We start from the raw sequence: 18,581 nt of genomic DNA on the forward strand, positions 1-18,581 counted from the left end.
ACGAGAAGGCGAGGCACACCCATGCCACCACTGAGCCCGCTCGACCTGCCCCATGACGATCCGTACGGCCCGCACAACCTCCCCTATGGCGTCTTCACCACCCCCGACGCCCCTGACCTGCGCCGGATCGGGGTCCGCTACGGCGACCATGTGCTGGACGCGGGCGCCGCCGCGGCCGCCGTCGGCTCCCCGCACGCCGCACTGCTCGGCCATCCGACGCTCAATCCGCTGATGGCCGCGGGCCGTTCGGTCTGGCAGGCCGTACGAGAAGAGCTGCGCGGCTGGCTGACCGAGTCGGCGCACCGGTCCGCCATCGAGCCCCTTCTGCACCCCCTCACCACCGTCACGCTCCATCTGCCCTTCGAAGTCGCCGACTACGTCGACTTCTATGCCAGCGAGCACCACGCGTCCAATGTGGGCAGGATCTTCCGCCCGGAGGGCGGCCCGCTCACCCCCAACTGGAAGCACATGCCCATCGGCTACCACGGGCGCGCGGGCACGGTCGTGGTCTCCGGCACGCCCGTCGTACGCCCCCGCGGCCAACTCCGCCCGCCCGCCGGCCAAGCCGAATCCGCCCAACCCACCTCTGATCAGCCCACCTCTGATCAGCCCACGTCTGGTCAATCCGCTCCCGCTCATTCCGCGCTCCCCCCGTTCGGCCCCACGCGCCGGCTCGACTTCGAGGCTGAGGTCGCCTTCGTCGTCGGTGCCCCTTCACCTTTCAATACACCGGTGCCGCTCTCCGGGTTCCACGACCACGTCTTCGGCGTCTGCCTGCTCAACGACTGGTCCGCGCGCGACATCCAGAGCTGGGAGTACCGCCCGCTCGGCCCCTTCCTCGGAAAGTCCTTCGCCACCTCCGTGGCCGCCTGGATCACCCCGCTGGACGCCCTCGCCGCCGCCCGTACCGCCCCACCCGCCCGCGACGTCCCGCTCCTCCCCTACCTCGACGACTCCGCCACCACAGCCGCCGAGACCGCCGGGGACGCCGAGACCGCCGGGGCCGCCGAGCCGGGCGGGCTCGACCTGCGCATCGAGGTCGCCATCAACGGCCACCCCGTCTCCCACCCGCCCTTCGCGGCCATGTACTGGACGGCCGCCCAGCAGCTCGCGCATATGACGGTCAACGGCGCCTCGCTGCGCACCGGCGACCTCTTCGCCTCCGGCACGGTCAGCGGCCCCGAGCCCGATCAGCGCGGCTGTCTGCTGGAGTTGACCTGGTCGGGCCGCGACCCGCTGCGACTGCCCGACGGCGAGCGGACGTTCCTGGAGGACGGCGACGAGGTGACCCTCACCGCCTGGGCACCGGGCCCCGGTAACAACCGTGTCGCACTAGGGGAAGTAACCGGTTGCGTCGTCCCGTCCACGCCCTGAGCGGCTGCTAGCTTGTCGTGTTCTCGTCCCCACAACCGAGGAGAAACACGTGATCAAGGCAGTGCGCATCGCCGGTGCGGCGGCCGCGGCCGCCCTGCTGTTGACCGGATGCGGCAGCGACAGCGACGGGGGCGACAGCAAGTCGGACCCGTCCAAGAAGGCCCCGGCGAGCGAGCAGTCGAGCGCCCCTGCGGAGGGGGGCGCGGGCGGCGCGGTGTCGGGCGCCTATATGTCCAAGTCCGGCGGCGAGGCGATGATCCTGTCCATCAGCGGCGAGAAGGCGGCCCTGATCGCGGGCAAGCACCAGTGCAGCGGCGAGTACGCCGACATGGGCAACAAGATGCTGATGCTCAAGTGCGCCGACGGCAACACGGACCGCACCATGGGCAAGGTGACGGCGAGCGCGGACGGCAAAACCCTCAAGGTCAGCTGGGACGCCGGCATGAACGACACCTTCACCAAGGTGACCACCCCCGCCGACATCCCGACCAACATCCCGACCGACATCCCCGGTCTGGAGAGCGTCGGCGGCATCACCGGCGGCTGACCTGACGGCTCTGAAGCGCGTCCGCCCGGCCCCCACACGGGGGACCGGGCGGACGGCCGCCGAGCGGCCGCACAAGGCGAGGGGCGCTCAGCGTACGAAGACCCCCGCCTGGCCGGCCAGATCGAGGAAGTACTGCGGGGCGACGCCCAGCACGATCGTCACCGCGACGCCGATCGCGATCGCCGCCGAGGTCAGCGGGGACGGCACCGCCACCGACGGGCCCTCCGTCCGCGGCTCGCTGAAGAACATCAGGACGATCACCCGGATGTAGAAGAACGCCGCGATCGCCGAGGAGATCACACCGATCACCACCAGCGGCCCCGCGCCCCCGTCGGCCGCCGCCTTGAAGACGGCGAACTTCCCCGCGAAGCCACTCGTCAGCGGGATTCCGGCGAAGGCCAGCAGGAAGACCGCGAAGACCGCTGCCACCAGGGGCGAACGGCGGCCGAGCCCGGCCCACTTGGACAGATGCGTGGCCTCGCCGCCCGCGTCGCGGACCAGAGTGACCACGGAGAACGCGCCGAGGGTCACAAAGGAGTACGCGGCCAGGTAGAAGAGGACCGAGGAGATGCCGTCGGGCGTCATGGCGATGACACCGGCCAGGATGAAGCCGGCGTGGGCGATCGAGGAGTAGGCCAGCAGCCGCTTCACATCGGTCTGGGTGACCGCGACGATCGCACCGCCCAGCATGGTGACGATCGCCACCCCCCACATCACCGGCCGCCAGTCCCAGCGCAGCCCCGGCAGTACGACGTACAGCAGCCGCAGCAGCGCGCCGAACGCCGCAACCTTGGTCGCCGCCGCCATGAAGCCGGTCACGGGGGTCGGGGCGCCCTGGTAGACGTCCGGCGTCCACATGTGGAAGGGGACGGCGCCGATCTTGAACAGCAGGCCCATCAGCACCATCGCGCCGCCGATGAGCAGCAGCGCGTCATTGCCCATGGTCCCGGCGAGCGCCGGGGTGACCTCGCGGACCGTGCCGTCGACGACATCGGCGATCCCCGCGTAGGTGACGGTGCCCGCGTAGCCGTACAGCAGCGCGATCCCGAAGAGCAAGAAGGCGGACGAGAAGGCGCCGAGCAGGAAGTACTTGACGGCGGCCTCCTGCGAGAGCATGCGGTGCCGCCGGGCGAGCGCGCACAGCACATACAGCGGGAGCGAGAAGACCTCCAGCGCCACGAAGAGCGTCAGCAGGTCGTTGGCGGCGGGGAAGATGAGCATGCCGCCCACCGCGAAGAGCAGCAGCGGAAAGACCTCGGTGGTGGTGAACCCCGCCTTGACCGCGGCCTTTTCGGCGTCTCCGCCCGGGACGGCGGCCGCCTGCGCGGCGAAGGAGTCGACGCGATTGCCGTGGGCCGCCGGGTCGAGCCGCCGCTCGGCGAAGGTGAAGACCGCGACCAGCGCGACGAGGAGGATCGTGCCCTCCAGGAAGAGCGCGGGTCCGTCGACCGCGATGGCGCCCATGGCCGCGATCCGCGCCTTGCTCGTGCCGTAGTCCCCGGCCGCGAGGCCCAGGACGGCGGCGAAAGCCGCGGCCAGGGCGACCACGGAGACGAAGAGCTGGGCGGCGTAGCGGTGGCGGCGCGGCAGCAGGGCCTCGATCAGCACCCCGACGATCGCGGCGCCGAGGACGATCAGGGTGGGCGCCAGCTGGCCGTACTCGATATGCGGCGTGGGGATCTTGTCGGGGGGCGACACCGCCGCTGTCGTCCACAGGCTGTGGACAGTGGCCGCATGGCTCACTTGGCACCTCCGGAAGCACGGTCGTGCATCGGGCTGTAGCTGAACCAGCCCGCGTCAGTGACGGGGTGATCGGGCTTGGGATCCTTCTTGTCCACCACGGACAGCGTGTGATCGACAGCCGGGTTGACGATGTCGGTCAGCGGCTTCGGGTAGACGCCGAGGAAGATCAGCAGCGCGATCAGCGGCGCCACCACCACCAGCTCGCGCACCTTCAGATCGGGCATGCCCCGCACCTCGGCCTTCACCGGGCCGGTCATGGTGCGCTGGTACAGCACCAGGACGTACAGCGCGGCCAGCACGATGCCGACGGTCGCGATGATGCCGAGCACCGGATAGCGGCTGAACGTGCCGACCAGGACCAGGAATTCGCTGATGAACGGCGCCAGCCCCGGCAGCGACAGGGTCGCCAGACCGCCGATCAGGAAGGTGCCGGCGAGCACCGGGGCGACCTTCTGCACCCCGCCGTAGTCGGCGATGAGCCTCGATCCGCGGCGGGTGATCAGGAATCCGGCCACCAGCATCAGCGCCGCGGTCGAGATGCCGTGGTTGACCATGTACAGGGTGGCTCCGCCCTGGCCCTGCGTCGTCATGGCGAAGATGCCGAGGATGATGAAGCCGAAATGGGAGATCGAGGCGTATGCGATCAGCCGCTTGATGTCCCGCTGGCCGACCGCGAGCAGCGCCCCGTAGATGATGCTGATCAGGGCGAGGACGAGGATCACCGGCGTGGCCCACTTGCTGGCCTCCGGGAAGAGCTGGAGGCAGAAGCGGAGCATCGCGAAGGTGCCGACCTTGTCGACCACCGCGGTGATCAGCACGGCGACGGGGGAGGTGGCCTCCCCCATCGCGTTGGGCAGCCAGGTGTGCAGCGGCCACAGCGGCGCCTTCACAGCAAAGGCGAAGAAGAAGCCGAGGAACAACAGCCGCTCGGTGCTGGTCGCGATGTCCAGGGTGCCCGCGGCCCGGGCGTCGGTGATCTGCTGCAGCGAGAAGGTGCCGGTGCCCAGGTCGTCGGCGGTGACCACGTACAGGCCGACCACCGCGGCCAGCATGATCAGGCCGCCCGCCAGGTTGTAGAGCAGGAACTTGACGGCGGCGTACGAGCGCTGGGTGGCCGACTCCTCCTCGGACCGCCCTCCGGCCCGGTCCCCGAAGCCGCCGATGAGGAAGTACATCGGGATCAGCATGGCTTCGAAGAAGATGTAGAAGAGGAAGACGTCGGTGGCCTCGAAGGAGATCACCACCATCGCCTCGACCATCAGGATCAGCGCGAAGAAGCCCTGGGTGGGCCGCCAGCGGCGGTTGGGGCTGGCCTCTTCCAGCGGGTCGGCGTCATGCCACCCGGCCAGGATGATGAAGGGGATGAGGACCGCGGTCAGCGCGATCAGCGCGACCGCGATGCCGTCCACCCCCAGCTCGTACCGCACGCCGAAGTCCTTGATCCAGGCGTGGGACTCGGCGAGCTGGAAGTGGGCGCCGTCCGGGTCGAAGCGCACCAGCACGATCGCCGCCAGGACGAGCGTGGCCAGCGAGAAGCCCAGCGCCACCCACTTGGCGGCGGCGCGCTTGGCGGCGGGCACGGCGGCGGTGGCGATCGCGCCCAGCGCGGGCACCGCGGCCGTGACCGTCAGCAGGGGAAATGACATGACTCAGACCGCCCTCATCAGCAGGGTCGCGGCGATGAGCACCGCCGTACCGCCGAACATCGAGACCGCGTACGTACGGGCGTAGCCGTTCTGGAGCTTGCGCAGCCGCCCGGAGAGGCCGCCGACCGAGGCCGCGGTGCCGTTGACCACGCCGTCGACCAGCTTGTGGTCCACATAGACCAGTCCGCGGGTCAGATACTCACCGGGCTTGACGAGGACGACGTGGTTGAAGTCGTCCTGCAGCAGGTCGCGCCGGGCGGCCCGGGTGAGCAGGCTGCCGCGCGGTGCAGTGCGCGGAACGGGCCGGCGCCCGTACTGCACCCAGGCGATCGCGACGCCGATCAGCAGGACGACCATGGTCCCGGCGGTGACGGTGGCGGCGCTGAGCGGAGAGTCCCCGTGGCTGTGGCTGGTGACGGGCTCCAGCCACTTCAAGAACGCGTCGTTGAGGCTGAACAGCCCGCCGGCGAACACCGATCCGAAGGCCAGCACGATCATCGGGATGGTCATGGACTTCGGCGACTCGTGGGGGTGTGGCTCATTGCCCTGCTCGTCGGGTTCCCAGCGCTTCTCGCCGAAGAAGGTCAGCAGCATCACGCGGGTCATGTAGTACGCGGTGATGGCGGCGCCGAGCAGCGCCGCGCCGCCCAGGATCCAGCCCTCCGTACCGCCCTTGGCGAAGGCCGCCTCGATGATCTTGTCCTTGGACCAGAAGCCGGAAAGCCCAGGGAAGCCGATGATCGCGAGATAGCCGAGCCCGAAGGTCACGAAGGTGACCGGCATGTACTTCCGCAGGCCGCCGTACTTGCGCATGTCGACCTCGTCGTTCATGCCGTGCATGACCGAGCCGGCGCCGAGGAAGAGCCCCGCCTTGAAGAAGCCGTGGGTGACCAGGTGCATGATCGCGAAGACATAGCCGATCGGGCCGAGCCCGGCGGCCAGGATCATGTAGCCGATCTGCGACATGGTCGAGCCCGCCAGGGCCTTCTTGATGTCGTCCTTCGCGCAACCGACGATCGCACCGAAGAGCAGCGTCACCGCGCCGACGGTGACCACAGCGGTCTGCGCGTCCGGCGCGTTGTTGAAGATCGCGCCCGAGCGGGTGATCAGATAGACGCCCGCGGTCACCATGGTGGCCGCGTGGATCAGGGCGGAGACCGGGGTCGGGCCCTCCATGGCGTCCCCGAGCCAGGACTGCAGCGGCACCTGGGCCGACTTGCCGCAGGCTGCCAGGAGCAGCATCAGCCCGATGGCGGTGAGCTTGCCCTCGCCCGCATCGGTGGCGTTCGAGAGCACCGGGGCGAAGGCGAACGTGCCGAAGGTCGTGAACATCAGCATGATGGCAATGGACAGGCCGACGTCGCCCACCCGGTTGACGATGAACGCCTTCTTCGCCGCCGTGGCCGCGCTGGGCTTGTGCTGCCAGAAGCCGATCAGCAGATACGAGGCGAGGCCGACGCCCTCCCACCCCACGTACAGCAGCAGGTAGTTGTCGGCGAGGACGAGCAGCAGCATCGCCGCGAGGAAGAGGTTGAGATAGCCGAAGAAGCGGCGGCGGCGCTCGTCGTGCTCCATATAGCCGATCGAGTAGATGTGGATCAGGCCGCCCACACCGGTGATCAGAAGCACGAAGGTCATCGACAGCTGGTCGAGCTGGAAGGCGACGTCCGCCCGGAAGCCGCCGACCGGGATCCAGCTGAACAGATGGCTGTGCAGGGCCCGGTCGTGCTCGTCCCGGCCGAGCATGTCGGCGAAGAGCACCGCCCCGATCACGAAGGAGGCGAGCGCGAGCGCGGTGCCCAGCAAATGGCCCTTGCCGTCCAGCCGCCGCCCCCCGCACAGCAGCAGGGCCGCGCCGAGCAGCGGGGCCGCGACAAGCAATCCGATGAGGTTCTCCACGTGAACGCGACCCTTCTAGAGCTTCATCAGGCTGGCGTCGTCGACCGAGGCCGAATGGCGGGCGCGGAACACCGACACGATGATCGCGAGGCCGACCACGACTTCGGCGGCCGCGACGACCATCGTGAAGAACGCGATGATCTGGCCGTCGAGATTGCCGTGCATCCGGGAGAAGGTGACGAACGCCAGGTTGCACGCGTTCAGCATCAGCTCGACGCACATGAAGAGGACGATCGCGTTCCGCCGGATCAGCACCCCGGCCGCGCCGATGGTGAACAACAGGGCGGCCAGGTACAGGTAGTTGACCGGGTTCACTTGGCGACCCCCTTCGAGTCCTCCGGATGGTCGGCGCCGCCCGGACCTGCCGCGCCGTTAGCACTGTCGTGGCGGTCGGCGCCCTCAGCACCCCCGGCGCCCTCGGCGCCCTTCGCGCCCCCGGGGCGCCCCGCGCCCTTGCCGCCCTTGGCGTCCCGCCCCAGCCAGCGCGCCGAGCGCTGCTCCAGGGCGGCCAGTTGGGCCAGCGCCTTCCCGGAGACGTCCCGGATCTGGCCGCGGCCGCGCAGCGTCGCGTTGACCGAGAGCTCGGCGGGCGTGCCGTCGGGCAGCAGACCGGGGATGTCCACCGCGTTGTGCCGGGCGTAGACGCCGGGCGCGGGCAGCGGCGGCACCTGTGTGCCGGTGCGCACTCGCCGCTCGGCCTGCTCGCGCTGGCTGAGCGCGCGCTCCGTACGCTCGCGGTGGGTCAGCACCATCGCGCCGACCGCCGCGGTGATCAGCAGCGCGCCGGTGATCTCGAAGGCGAAGACGTACTTGGTGAAGATCAGGGTGGCCAGGCCCTCCACATTGCCGCCGGAGTTGGCCTCGCCCAGGCCCTTGAAGCTCTTCAGCGAGGCATTGCCGATCCCGGCGCACAGCAGGATGCCGAACCCGAGCCCGCACAGGGCGGCGAGCCAGCGCTGCCCCTTCAGCGTCTCCTTGAGCGAATCGGCGGCGGTGACGCCGACCAGCATGACGACGAAGAGGAAGAGCATCATGATCGCGCCGGTGTAGACGACGATCTGGACGACGCCCAGGAAGTACGCGCCGTTGGCCAGGTAGAAGACCGCCAGAACGATCATGGTGCCCGCCAGGCACAGGGCGCTGTGCACGGCCTTGCGCATCAGGATCGTACCCAGGGCGCCGATCACGGCCACGGTGGCGAGGACCCAGAACTGCACCGCCTCGCCGGTGGAGGTGGTGGAGGCGGCGGCGGCCAGCATGCTGCTCATGCCCGCACCTCCCGCTGCGGCCGCTCGGCTCCACCGGACCCGCCGTTCTCCCCGGCACCCTCATCGGCAGCCGGGGCGGCCTCAGGGGTGTCCTCGGGCGCGGTCTCGCCCTTGCTGACCGCCACCTGGCGCTCCGTCCCGGGCGCGGCCTCGGTCACCAGACCTCGGTAGTAGTCCTGCTCGTCCATGCCGGGGTAGATGGCGTGCGGGGAGTCGACCATGCCCTCCTCCAACCCCGCGAGCAGCTCCTCTTTGGTGTAGATGAGCGATTCGCGGGTCCGGTCGGCGAGCTCGTACTCATTGGTCATGGTCAGCGCGCGCGTCGGGCACGCCTCCACGCACAGACCGCACAGAATGCAGCGCAGATAGTTGATCTGGTAGACGCGGCCGTAGCGCTCACCCGGGGAGTAGCGCTCCTCGTCCGTGTTGTCCGCGCCCTCCACATAGATCGCGTCCGCCGGGCAGGCCCAGGCGCACAGCTCACAGCCGACGCACTTCTCCAGCCCGTCCGGATGGCGGTTGAGCTGGTGGCGTCCGTGGAATCGGGGCGCGGTCGGCTTCTTCTCCTCGGGGTACTGCTCGGTGAGCCGCTTCTTGAACATGGCCTTGAAGGTCACGCCGAAGCCGGCCACCGGGTTCTGGAAGTCAGACACCGTCGGCCTCCTTTCCGTCACTGACAGTGTCGGGCCCGCCACTGACAATCAGCTCGCGGTCGTGTCGCGGGCGTCGGCGCGGTGCGGGCGGCAGGGTCTGGCCGGGCAGCGGTGGCACCGGGAAGCCGCCCGCCATCGGGTCGAAGGCGGGCTCCGGGCCGCCCTCGGCCTCCGCCTCGGCCCGCGAAGCGTCCCTGTCGCGGAAGATGTCGACGACGAACGACAGCAGCAACAGGACGAGGACCGCGCCGCCGACGTACAGCACGATGTCCTGGTAGTCGTAGTTCTCGTTGCGCAGCGCCCGCACGGTCGCGACCAGCATCAGCCAGACCATCGAGACCGGGATGAGGACCTTCCAGCCCAGCTTCATGAACTGGTCGTAGCGCACCCGCGGCAGCGTGCCGCGGATCCAGACGAAGGCGAACAGCAGCGAGAGGACCTTGCCGACGAACCAGAGCATCGGCCACCAGCCGTGGTTGGCCCCCGCCCAGAAGGTGCTGATCGGCCATGGCGCCCGCCAGCCGCCCAGGAAGAGGGTGACCGCGACCATCGAGACGGTGACCATGTTGATGTACTCGGCGAGCATGAACATCGCGAACTTGATGGACGAGTACTCGGTGTTGAAGCCGCCGACCAGGTCGCCCTCGGACTCCGGCATGTCGAAGGGCGCGCGGTTGGTCTCACCGACCATCGCGATGATGTAGATGATGAAGGAGACCGGCAACAGCAGCGCGTACCAGCGGTCGTGCTGGGAGTTGACGATCTCGGAGGTCGACATCGACCCGGAGTAGAGGAAGACCGCCGCGAAGGACATGCCCATCGCGATCTCGTAGCTGATCATCTGGGCGCAGGAGCGCAAGCCCCCGAGGAGCGGATACGTGGAACCGGACGACCAGCCCGCCAGCACGATGCCGTAGATGCCCACCGAGGCGGTGGCCAGGATGTAGAGGATCGCGATCGGCAGGTCGGTCAGCTGCATCGTGGTGCGGTGCCCGAAGATCGAGATCTCGTTGTCGGCCGGGCCGAAGGGGATGACCGCGACCGCCATGAAGGCGGGGATGGCCGCGACGACCGGCGCCAGGACGTAGACGACCTTGTCCGCGCCCTTGACGACGATGTCTTCCTTCAGCATCAGCTTCACGCCGTCGGCCAGGGACTGCAGCATGCCCCAGGGGCCGTGCCGGTTCGGGCCAATGCGCAGCTGCATCCAGCCGACGACCTTGCGCTCCATGACGATGGAGATCAGCACGGTCACCATCAGGAAGGCGAAGCAGAAAACCGCCTTGATCAGGATCAGCCACCAGGGGTCGCGGCCGAACATCGACAGGTCTTCTGCGGCGAGGTAGCTCAGGTTCATGAGGTCACCTCCGGTTCGGTCGCGGGAGCGCCGATCTTGACCAGTTCACCGGGGCGCGCGCCCAGGTCGTGGTACGCGCCGCCGCCCGTGGAGTTCAGCGGCAGCCAGACCACCCGGTCGGGCATCTCCGTCACCGCCAGGGGCAGCTGGAGCGACCCGGCCGGGCCGGTGACCCGTACGGTCTCCCCGTCGCGCACCCCCGCCTCCTCCGCGGTCGCCTCCGACAGCCGGATGACCGCCGCGTGGCGGGTCGCGGCGAGCGCGGCGTCGCCCTCCTGGAGCCGGCCCTGGTCCAGCAGCAGCCGGTGGCCCGCGAGCAGTGCCTCGCCCTCGCCGGGGCGGGGCAGCGGCCCGCCGGTCTCCATCGGCCCGATGCCGCGGGAGCCGGGCCAGGTGCCGAGCCGCGTCAGCTCGTCCCGTACGGCCTGGACGTCCGGCAGGTCGAACGGCACATCCATGGCGTCGGCCAGCATGTGCAGCACCCGGGCGTCCGGAAGGACATGGCGGCGGGTCATCTGGTCGGGCTTGATGGCCGCCTCGAACGGCCGGGCCCGCCCCTCCCAGTTGAGGAAGGTGCCCGCCTTCTCGACGACCGCCGCGACCGGCAGCACCACGTCCGCGTGCGCCGTGACCTCGGTGGGCCGCTGCTCCAGGCTGACCAGGAAGCCGACCGCCTCCAGGGCCTCGACAGCCCGTGCCGGGTCGGGCAGATCGGCGATCTCGACGCCCGCGACCACCAGCGCGCCGAGCTCGCCGTCGGCCGCGGCCTCGACGATCCGGCCGGTGTCCCGGCCCGTCCGGCCGGGCAGTTCGGCGACGCGCCAGACCTCGGCGGTCTCCTCGCGGGCCCGCGGATCGGTGACCGGGCGCCCGCCGGGCAGCAGCCCGGGGAGCGCGCCCGCCTCGATGGCGCCCCGCTCCCCCGCCCGGCGCGGGATCCAGACCAGCGTGGCGCCGGTGGCGGCGGCGGCCCGTACGGCGGCGGTCAGCGCCCCCGGTACGGTCGCAAGCCGCTCACCTGCGACGATCACCGCGCCGTCGAGGCGCAGCGCCTCGGCCGCCCGCTCCCCGTCGGCGTCAAGGCCGGTGCGGCCCGCGAGCGCGTCCAGCCACTCGGTCTCGGTGCCGGGGGCCGCGGGCAGCAGCGTGCCGCCCGCCTTCGTCAGGCCCCGGGTGGCGTAGGTGGCCAGCGAGAAGGTGCGCTGGCCGTGCTTGCGGTGGGCCTTGCGCAGCCGCAGGAAGACGCCGGGCGCCTCCTCCTCCGATTCGAAGCCGACCAGGAGGACGGCCGGGGCCTTCTCCAGCGCGGCGTACGTCAGGCCGCCGCCGTCCAGGTCGCGGCCCCGGCCCGCCACCTGGGTGGCCAGGAAGTCGGCCTCCTCGGCGCTGTGCGCCCGGGCCCGGAAGTCGATGTCGTTGGTGTCCAGGGCGACGCGGGCGAACTTCGCGTACGCGTACGCGTCCTCGACGGTCAGCCGGCCGCCGGTCAGCACGCCCGCGCGGCCGCGGGCCGCGGCCAGGCCGGTGGCCGCGGCCTCCAGCGCCTCGGGCCAGCTCGCCGGCTCCAGTTCGCCCGTCTCCCGGTCGCGCACCAGCGGGGTGGTGAGCCGGTCGGGGAGCTGCGCGTAGCGGAAGCCGAAGCGCCCCTTGTCGCAGATCCACTCCTCGTTGACCTCGGGGTCGTCCGCCGCGAGCCGCCGCATGACCTTGCCGCGCCGGTGGTCGGTGCGGGTCGCGCAGCCGCTCGAGCAGTGCTCGCACACACTCGGCGAGGAGACCAGGTCGAAGGGGCGGGAGCGGAAGCGGTAGGCGGCCGACGTCAGCGCGCCCACCGGGCAGATCTGGATGGTGTTGCCGGAGAAGTACGACTCGAACGGGTCGCCCTCACCCGTGCCCACCTGCTGCAGGGCGCCGCGCTCCAGCAGCTCGATCATCGGGTCGCCCGCGACCTGGTTGGAGAACCGGGTGCAGCGCGCGCACAGCACACACCGCTCGCGGTCCAGCAGCACCTGCGGCGAGATCGGCACCGGCTTGGCGAAGGTGCGCTTATGGCCCTCGAAGCGGCTGTCGGCCTGCCCGGCGGACATGGCCTGGTTCTGCAGCGGGCACTCGCCGCCCTTGTCGCAGACCGGGCAGTCCAGCGGGTGGTTGATCAGCAGCAGCTCCATCACACCGCGCTGCGCCTTCTCGGCCACGGGCGAGGTGAGCTGGGTCTTGACCACCATCCCGTCGGTGCAGGTGATCGTGCAGGAGGCCATCGGCTTGCGCTGACCCTCGACCTCGACGATGCACTGGCGACAGGCGCCGGCCGGGTCGAGGAGCGGATGGTCGCAGAAGCGGGGGATCTCGATGCCGAGCAGCTCGGCCGCGCGGATCACCAAGGTCCCCTTGGGGACGGAGATCTCGATTCCGTCGATGGTGACAGAGACCAGATCTTCGCGTGGCACCGCCGCCTCTCCGCCTCCGGAGGGTGCATTGGTGGTCACGGTCATGCGGTCACCCCCAGGTGAGTGGAGCTCGGATCGTCGGCCCATACGGTGGACTTGGCGGGGTCGAAGGGGCACCCGCCACCGGTGATGTGCTGCTCGTACTCCTCCTTGAAGTATTTGAGGGAGGAGAAGATGGGGCTGGCGGCGCCGTCGCCGAGCGCGCAGAACGACTTGCCGTTGATGTTGTCGGCGATGTCGGCCAGCTTGGCGAGGTCTTCCATGCGGCCCTTGCCCGCCTCGATGTCGCGCAACAGCTGAACCAGCCAGTACGTGCCCTCGCGGCAGGGCGTGCACTTGCCGCAGGACTCATGCGCGTAGAACTCGGTCCAGCGGGTCACCGCGCGCACCACGCAGGTCGTCTCGTCGAAGCACTGCAGCGCCTTGGTGCCGAGCATCGAGCCGGCGGCGCCCACGCCCTCGTAGTCGAGGGGGACGTCCAGGTGCTCCTCGGTGAGCAGCGGCGTCGAAGAGCCGCCGGGCGTCCAGAACTTCAGCCGGTGGCCGGGCCGCATACCGCCGCTCATGTCCAGCAGCTGCCGCAGGGTGATGCCCAGCGGGCCCTCGTACTGGCCGGGGGCCGCGACATGTCCGGACAGCGAGTAGAGCGTGAAGCCCGGGGACTTCTCGCTGCCCATCGACCGGAACCATTCCTTGCCCTTGGTGAGGATGGCGGGAACCGACGCGATGGACTCGACGTTATTGACGACAGTGGGGCACGCGTACAGACCCGCGACCGCCGGGAAGGGAGGCCGGAGCCGCGGCTGGCCGCGCCGCCCTTCCAAGGAGTCCAGCAGCGCGGTCTCTTCACCGCAGATGTACGCGCCGGCGCCCGCGTGCACGGTGATCTCGAGATCGGGCAGATCGGCCAGCCCCAGCTTCTGCCTGCGCGCGTCGGCCTTGCCGAGGTAGCCGGCCTCGTACGCCTCGCGTACGGCCTCGTGCAACCGGCGCAGCACGGGCACGACTTCACCGCGCAGATAGATGAAGGCGTGCTGGGAGCGGATGGCATGACAGGCGATGATCATGCCCTCGATGAGGGCGTGCGGATTGGCGAAGAGGAGGGGGATGTCCTTGCAGGTGCCGGGTTCCGACTCGTCCGCGTTGACGACCAGGTAGTGCGGCTTGCCGTCGCCCTGCGGGATGAACTGCCACTTCATCCCGGTGGGGAAGCCCGCACCGCCGCGGCCGCGCAGCCCCGAGTCCTTCACCAGCGCGATCACATCGTCGGGTGCCATGGCGAGGGCCCTGCGCATGCCCTCGTACCCGTCGTGGCGCAGATAGGTCTCCATGCTCCAGGACTTGGACTCGTCCCAGAACGAGGACAGCACGGGTGCCAGCAGCTTCTCGGGGCTGGACTCGCCCCGCTCGACTGTCACGGTCATCACTCCCCCTCCTCTGTGACCGGACCGGACGGATGGTGCGGGTCGGAGGCCGAGGTCCGCTGCGGCGCGTCATGGGAGCTCGGGTGCGTAGGCGCCTGCTCGTCCGCCTGCTCGTTCACCGGGAAGTCCGCGGACCTGGGCGATACGACGCGGCCCGGGGCCGCCTCGCCCTTGGCCAGCCGCAGCCCGACCAGCGAGGCCGGGCCGGCGCTGCCGCTCGCCTCGACCGCGCCCGGGCGCGCGTCGGGGAAGCCGGCGAGGATGCGCGCGGTCTCCTTGAAGGTGCACAGCGGAGCGCCGCGGGTCGGCTCGACAGTGCGGCCCGCCTGCAGATCGTCGACCATCTGCTTGGCGGAGTCCACGGTCTGGTTGTCGAAGAACTCCCAGTTGACCATCACCACGGGCGCGTAGTCGCAGGCCGCGTTGCACTCGATGTGCTCGAGGGTGATCTTGCCGTCGTCGGTGGTCTCTCCGTTGCCGACGCCCAGATGGCGCTGCAGGGCCTCGAAGATCGCGTCGCCGCCCATCACCGCGCACAGGGTGTTGGTGCACACCCCCACCTGGTAGTCGCCGGAGGGCTTCCGCCGGTACATGGTGTAGAAGGTGGCGACCGCGGTGACCTCGGCGGTGGTCAGTCCCAGCACCTCGGCGCAGAACCGGACGCCGGTGCGGGTGACATGGCCCTCCTCCGACTGCACCAGGTGCAGCAGCGGCAGCAGCGCGCTGCGGCTGTCGGGGTAGCGGGCGATCACCTCCTCGGCATCCGCCTCGAGCCGTGCCCGAACCTCGGCCGGGTAGTCGGGGGCGGGGAGCTGCGGCATTCCCAGCTGGACATCGGTCATAGCGTCTCCCTGTTCCCTTCTCCGCCCGCGCGGCGCAGAGGTGCGGCCTTCGTCGTCGTCTGCGGCCCGGCGTCCCGCCCGTCTCCCGCCACCGCCCTCAAGCGGCTGCGCTGCGCGCAGGCAGCTCTCATGCGTGCACCGGTCACCGGTCGACGCCTCCCATCACAGGGTCGATGGACGCCACGGCGACGATCACGTCGGCGACCTGGCCGCCCTCACACATCGCCGCCACGGACTGCAGGTTGGTGAAGGACGGGTCGCGGAAGTGCACCCGGAACGGGCGGGTGCCGCCGTCGCTGACCATGTGCACGCCCAGCTCGCCCTTGGGCGACTCGACGGCCGTGTACGCCTGCCCCGGCGGGACCCGGAATCCCTCGGTCACCAGCTTGAAGTGGTGGATCAGGGCCTCCATCGAGGTGCCCATGATCTTCTTGATGTGGTCGAGGGAGTTGCCGAGACCGTCCGGCCCCAGCGCCAGCTGCGCCGGCCAGGCGATCTTCTTGTCCTCGACCATGACCGGTCCCGGCGCCAGCCGGTCCAGGCACTGCTCGACAATCCCCAGCGACTGGCGCATCTCCTCCAGCCGGATCAGGAAGCGGCCGTAGGCGTCGCAGGTGTCGGCGGTGGGGACCTCGAAGTCGTAGTTCTCATAGCCGCAGTACGGCTGGGACTTGCGCAGATCGTGCGGCAGCCCGGTGGCCCGCAGTATCGGTCCGGTGATGCCGAGCGCCATGCAGCCGGCCAGGTCGAGATAGCCGACATCCTGCAGCCGGGCCTTGAAGATGGGGTTCCCGGTCGCGAGCTTGTCGTACTCGGGCATGTTCTTGCGCATCTTCTTCACGAAGGCGCGCACCTGGTCGACCGCCCCGGGCGGCAGATCCTGGGCGAGCCCGCCGGGCCGGATGTACGCGTGGTTCATCCGCAGGCCGGTGATCAGCTCGAAGATGTCCAGGATCATCTCGCGGTCACGGAAGCCGTAGATCATGATGGTGGTCGCGCCGAGCTCCATACCGCCGGTGGCGATCGCCACCAGATGGGACGAGAGCCGGTTGAGCTCCATCAGCATGACCCGGATGACCGACGCCCGGTCCGGCACCTGATCCTCGATGCCCAGCAGCTTCTCGACGCCCAGGCAGTACGCGGCCTCGTTGTAGAAGGGCGTCAGATAGTCCATGCGGGTCACGAAGGTGGTGCCCTGCGTCCAGTTCCGGAATTCAAGGTTCTTCTCGATCCCGGTGTGCAGATAGCCGATGCCGCAGCGGGCCTCGGTGACCGTCTCGCCGTCGATTTCCAGGATCAGCCGGAGCACGCCGTGGGTGGACGGGTGCTGCGGCCCCATGTTGACGATGATCCGCTCGTCGTCGGCCCGGGACGCGGCGGCCACGACCTCGTCCCAGTCACCGCCGGTGACGGTGTAGACGGTGCCTTCGGTCGTCTCGCGCGTGGAGGCGGAGGGGGTTGCGTGGGTGGCAGACATCAGCTGTACGACCTCCGCTGGTCCGGAGCCGGGATCTGGGCGCCCTTGTACTCGACGGGGATGCCGCCCAGGGGATAGTCCTTGCGCTGCGGGAAGCCCTGCCAGTCGTCGGGCATCATGATCCGCGTGAGCGCGGGATGGCCGTCGAAGATCAGGCCGAAGAAGTCGTACGTCTCGCGCTCATGCCAGTCGTTGGTCGGATAGACGTCGACGATCGACGGGAGGTGCGGGTCGCTGTCGGGGACGCTCACCTCCAGCCGGATCAGCCGGTTGTGGGTGATCGAGCGCAGGTGGTAGACGGCGTGCAGCTCACGCCCCTTGTCGCCGGGGAAGTGGACGCCGCTGACGCCCGTACACAGCTCGAAGCGGAGCGCCGGGTCGTCGCGCAGGGTCCTGGCCACCGTCGGCAGATGCTCGCGCGCGATGTGGAAGGTCAGCTCGCCGCGGTCCACGACGGTCTTCTCGATCGCGTTCTCCGGGACCAGCGACTGCTCTTCGAGCGCGCCCTCGAGTTCGTCGGCGACTTCGTCGAACCAGCCCCCGTACGGACGGGAGGCCGCGCCGGGCAGCCGTACCGGCCGCACCAGGCCGCCGTAGCCCGAGGTGTCGCCGCCGTTGTTGGCGCCGAACATGCCGCGCTGGACGCGGATGGGCTCACCCTGATCGCCGCGGCTGCCGGGCAGGTTCTCGGCGTTGAGGTCCTTGTCGGGGTTGACGCCATTAGCCTCAGTCAACGCAGCAGCCCCTTCATCTCGATCGTCGGGAGCGCCTTCAGCGCCGCTTCCTCCGCCTCGCGGGCCGCGCGCTCGCGGTTCACGCCGAGCTTCTCCTCGCGGATCTTCTGGTGCAGCTTGATGATCGCGTCCATGAGCATCTCGGGCCGCGGCGGGCAGCCGGGCAGATAGATGTCGACCGGGACGATGTGATCGACGCCCTGCACGATCGCGTAGTTGTTGAACATGCCGCCCGAGGAGGCGCACACGCCCATCGAGATGACCCATTTCGGATTCGGCATCTGGTCGTAGACCTGCCGCAGCACCGGAGCCATCTTCTGGCTGACGCGCCCGGCCACGATCATCAGATCGGCCTGTCGGGGCGAGCCGCGGAAGACCTCCATGCCGAAGCGGGCGAGGTCATAGCGCCCGGCGCCCGTGGTCATCATTTCGATGGCACAGCAGGCGAGCCCGAAGGTGGCCGGGAAGACGGAGGACTTTCGCGCCAGCCCCGCCGCCTGCTCCACGGTGGTCAGCAGGAATCCGCTCGGCAGCTTGTCTTCGATACCCATGGGACGGTTCTCCTCTCACTCAGTCCATTCCAGGCCGCTAGTCCCACTCCAGGCCGCCGCGTCGCCACACATACGCGTAGGCGACGAAGACGGTGAGCACGAAGAGGAGCATCTCCACGAGCCCGAACAGCCCCATGGCGTCGAAGGTGACCGCCCAGGGGTAGAGGAAGACGATCTCGATGTCGAAGACGATGAAGAGCATCGCCGTCAGGTAGTACTTGATGGGGAAGCGCCCACCGCCGGCCGGATGTGGCGTCGGCTCGATGCCGCATTCATAGGCCTCGAGCTTGGCCCGGTTGTAGCGCTTGGGGCCGATGATCGTGGCCATGAGGACCGAGAAGATCGCAAAGCCTGCCCCGAGGGCTCCCAGTACGAGGATGGGCGCGTATGCGTTCACCGTCCTCGCTCCCTTCAGTCGACGATGACTGGTTGGCGGACCACACGGACTGCGCGGACCGCACTCACGAAGATCGCGCACATGTGAGGCAGTTCACAAGCCCGTTTCGCCTGCATCCTATGCCCGCCGGTATGTGATCTGCGACACGGGGTGCAACAACGTCTTTGTGATCTCCACCACCTGACGAAGGATCATGAAGTCGGATGAGAAGTGATCTTGCAC

16 protein-coding genes are annotated in these 18,581 nt (G+C 69.5%); 2 read left to right on the top strand and 14 right to left on the bottom strand.

Going from position 1 to position 18,581, the window contains the following annotated elements; genetic code table 11:
• Positions 1 to 21: 21 nt before the first annotated feature.
• Positions 22 to 1,374, top strand: coding sequence for a fumarylacetoacetate hydrolase family protein (locus ACH4U7_RS15450; protein ID WP_398528408.1), 1,353 nt, complete (start codon positions 22 to 24; stop codon positions 1,372 to 1,374).
• A 49-nt stretch (positions 1,375 to 1,423) separates the two neighbouring features.
• A complete protein-coding gene (locus tag ACH4U7_RS15455; RefSeq protein WP_398528409.1) occupies positions 1,424 to 1,921 on the top strand; it encodes a hypothetical protein in 498 nt (165 codons plus the stop codon).
• An 87-nt stretch (positions 1,922 to 2,008) separates the two neighbouring features.
• On the opposite strand, the gene nuoN is transcribed toward ACH4U7_RS15455, so the two are convergent.
• The 14 genes from nuoN to ACH4U7_RS15525 all read right to left on the bottom strand — a co-directional run bounded on the left by nuoN (position 2,009) and on the right by ACH4U7_RS15525 (position 18,359).
• Positions 2,009 to 3,664, bottom strand: a complete 1,656-nt coding sequence (gene nuoN / locus ACH4U7_RS15460) for an NADH-quinone oxidoreductase subunit NuoN (RefSeq protein ID WP_385613723.1) — start codon at positions 3,662 to 3,664, stop codon at positions 2,009 to 2,011.
• Complete coding sequence (locus ACH4U7_RS15465) at positions 3,661 to 5,310, bottom strand: NADH-quinone oxidoreductase subunit M (RefSeq protein WP_398528410.1); 1,650 nt, start codon at positions 5,308 to 5,310, stop codon at positions 3,661 to 3,663. Before ACH4U7_RS15465 ends, nuoN begins: the two co-directional genes overlap by 4 nt.
• Positions 5,311 to 5,313: 3 nt before the next feature.
• Complete coding sequence (nuoL, locus tag ACH4U7_RS15470; RefSeq protein ID WP_398528411.1) at positions 5,314 to 7,209, bottom strand: NADH-quinone oxidoreductase subunit L; 1,896 nt, start codon at positions 7,207 to 7,209, stop codon at positions 5,314 to 5,316.
• 15 nt (positions 7,210 to 7,224) lie between these two features.
• Positions 7,225 to 7,524 (bottom strand): NADH-quinone oxidoreductase subunit NuoK, encoded by a 300-nt coding sequence (gene nuoK / locus ACH4U7_RS15475; RefSeq protein WP_014178692.1) that lies wholly within the window; start codon positions 7,522 to 7,524, stop codon positions 7,225 to 7,227.
• Positions 7,521 to 8,477, bottom strand: coding sequence for an NADH-quinone oxidoreductase subunit J (locus tag ACH4U7_RS15480; protein WP_398528412.1), 957 nt, complete (start codon positions 8,475 to 8,477; stop codon positions 7,521 to 7,523). Before ACH4U7_RS15480 ends, nuoK begins: the two co-directional genes overlap by 4 nt.
• Positions 8,474 to 9,130: an NADH-quinone oxidoreductase subunit NuoI gene (nuoI, locus tag ACH4U7_RS15485; RefSeq protein WP_398528413.1), complete on the bottom strand. Its 657-nt coding sequence runs from the start codon at positions 9,128 to 9,130 to the stop codon at positions 8,474 to 8,476. Before nuoI ends, ACH4U7_RS15480 begins: the two co-directional genes overlap by 4 nt.
• On the bottom strand, positions 9,123 to 10,487 hold the full coding sequence (gene nuoH / locus ACH4U7_RS15490; protein ID WP_398528414.1) for an NADH-quinone oxidoreductase subunit NuoH: 1,365 nt from the start codon (positions 10,485 to 10,487) through the stop codon (positions 9,123 to 9,125). Before nuoH ends, nuoI begins: the two co-directional genes overlap by 8 nt.
• Positions 10,484 to 12,979 (bottom strand): NADH-quinone oxidoreductase subunit G, encoded by a 2,496-nt coding sequence (locus tag ACH4U7_RS15495; RefSeq protein WP_398528415.1) that lies wholly within the window; start codon positions 12,977 to 12,979, stop codon positions 10,484 to 10,486. The genes nuoH and ACH4U7_RS15495 overlap by 4 nt, the downstream gene beginning before the upstream one ends.
• Positions 12,976 to 14,358 carry an NADH-quinone oxidoreductase subunit NuoF gene (gene nuoF / locus ACH4U7_RS15500; RefSeq protein WP_398528416.1) on the bottom strand — a complete coding sequence of 461 codons (1,383 nt, stop codon included), beginning with the start codon at positions 14,356 to 14,358 and terminating at the stop codon, positions 12,976 to 12,978. The genes ACH4U7_RS15495 and nuoF overlap by 4 nt, the downstream gene beginning before the upstream one ends.
• A complete protein-coding gene (gene nuoE, locus ACH4U7_RS15505; protein WP_398528417.1) occupies positions 14,358 to 15,200 on the bottom strand; it encodes an NADH-quinone oxidoreductase subunit NuoE in 843 nt (280 codons plus the stop codon). The genes nuoF and nuoE overlap by 1 nt, the downstream gene beginning before the upstream one ends.
• Positions 15,201 to 15,342: 142 nt before the next feature.
• Positions 15,343 to 16,677, bottom strand: a complete 1,335-nt coding sequence (locus ACH4U7_RS15510) for an NADH-quinone oxidoreductase subunit D (RefSeq protein WP_398528418.1) — start codon at positions 16,675 to 16,677, stop codon at positions 15,343 to 15,345.
• Positions 16,677 to 17,411, bottom strand: coding sequence for an NADH-quinone oxidoreductase subunit C (locus ACH4U7_RS15515; protein WP_398528419.1), 735 nt, complete (start codon positions 17,409 to 17,411; stop codon positions 16,677 to 16,679). The genes ACH4U7_RS15510 and ACH4U7_RS15515 overlap by 1 nt, the downstream gene beginning before the upstream one ends.
• On the bottom strand, positions 17,408 to 17,962 hold the full coding sequence (locus ACH4U7_RS15520) for an NADH-quinone oxidoreductase subunit B family protein (protein WP_089509763.1): 555 nt from the start codon (positions 17,960 to 17,962) through the stop codon (positions 17,408 to 17,410). The genes ACH4U7_RS15515 and ACH4U7_RS15520 overlap by 4 nt, the downstream gene beginning before the upstream one ends.
• 37 nt (positions 17,963 to 17,999) lie before the next feature.
• A complete protein-coding gene (locus tag ACH4U7_RS15525; RefSeq protein WP_089509764.1) occupies positions 18,000 to 18,359 on the bottom strand; it encodes an NADH-quinone oxidoreductase subunit A in 360 nt (119 codons plus the stop codon).
• Positions 18,360 to 18,581: the final 222 nt, after the last annotated feature.

The sequence above is a fragment of the Streptomyces sp. NPDC020845 genome, assembly GCF_044334165.1.
Lineage (GTDB): Bacteria > Actinomycetota > Actinomycetes > Streptomycetales > Streptomycetaceae > Streptomyces.

Excerpts from the sequence above, each read along its gene's own strand:
- ACH4U7_RS15465 (WP_398528410.1), bottom strand. The coding sequence starts at position 5,310 with ATGTCATTTCCCCTGCTGACGGTCACGGCCGCGGTGCCCGCGCTGGGC.
- ACH4U7_RS15495 (WP_398528415.1), bottom strand. The coding sequence starts at position 12,979 with ATGACCGTGACCACCAATGCACCCTCCGGAGGCGGAGAGGCGGCGGTG.
- ACH4U7_RS15510 (WP_398528418.1), bottom strand. The coding sequence starts at position 16,677 with ATGTCTGCCACCCACGCAACCCCCTCCGCCTCCACGCGCGAGACGACC.
- nuoE (WP_398528417.1), bottom strand. The coding sequence starts at position 15,200 with ATGACCGATGTCCAGCTGGGAATGCCGCAGCTCCCCGCCCCCGACTAC.
- nuoH (WP_398528414.1), bottom strand. The coding sequence starts at position 10,487 with ATGAACCTGAGCTACCTCGCCGCAGAAGACCTGTCGATGTTCGGCCGC.
- ACH4U7_RS15450 (WP_398528408.1), top strand. The coding sequence starts at position 22 with ATGCCACCACTGAGCCCGCTCGACCTGCCCCATGACGATCCGTACGGC.
- nuoF (WP_398528416.1), bottom strand. The coding sequence starts at position 14,358 with ATGACCGTGACAGTCGAGCGGGGCGAGTCCAGCCCCGAGAAGCTGCTG.
- ACH4U7_RS15480 (WP_398528412.1), bottom strand. The coding sequence starts at position 8,477 with ATGAGCAGCATGCTGGCCGCCGCCGCCTCCACCACCTCCACCGGCGAG.
- ACH4U7_RS15520 (WP_089509763.1), bottom strand. The coding sequence starts at position 17,962 with ATGGGTATCGAAGACAAGCTGCCGAGCGGATTCCTGCTGACCACCGTG.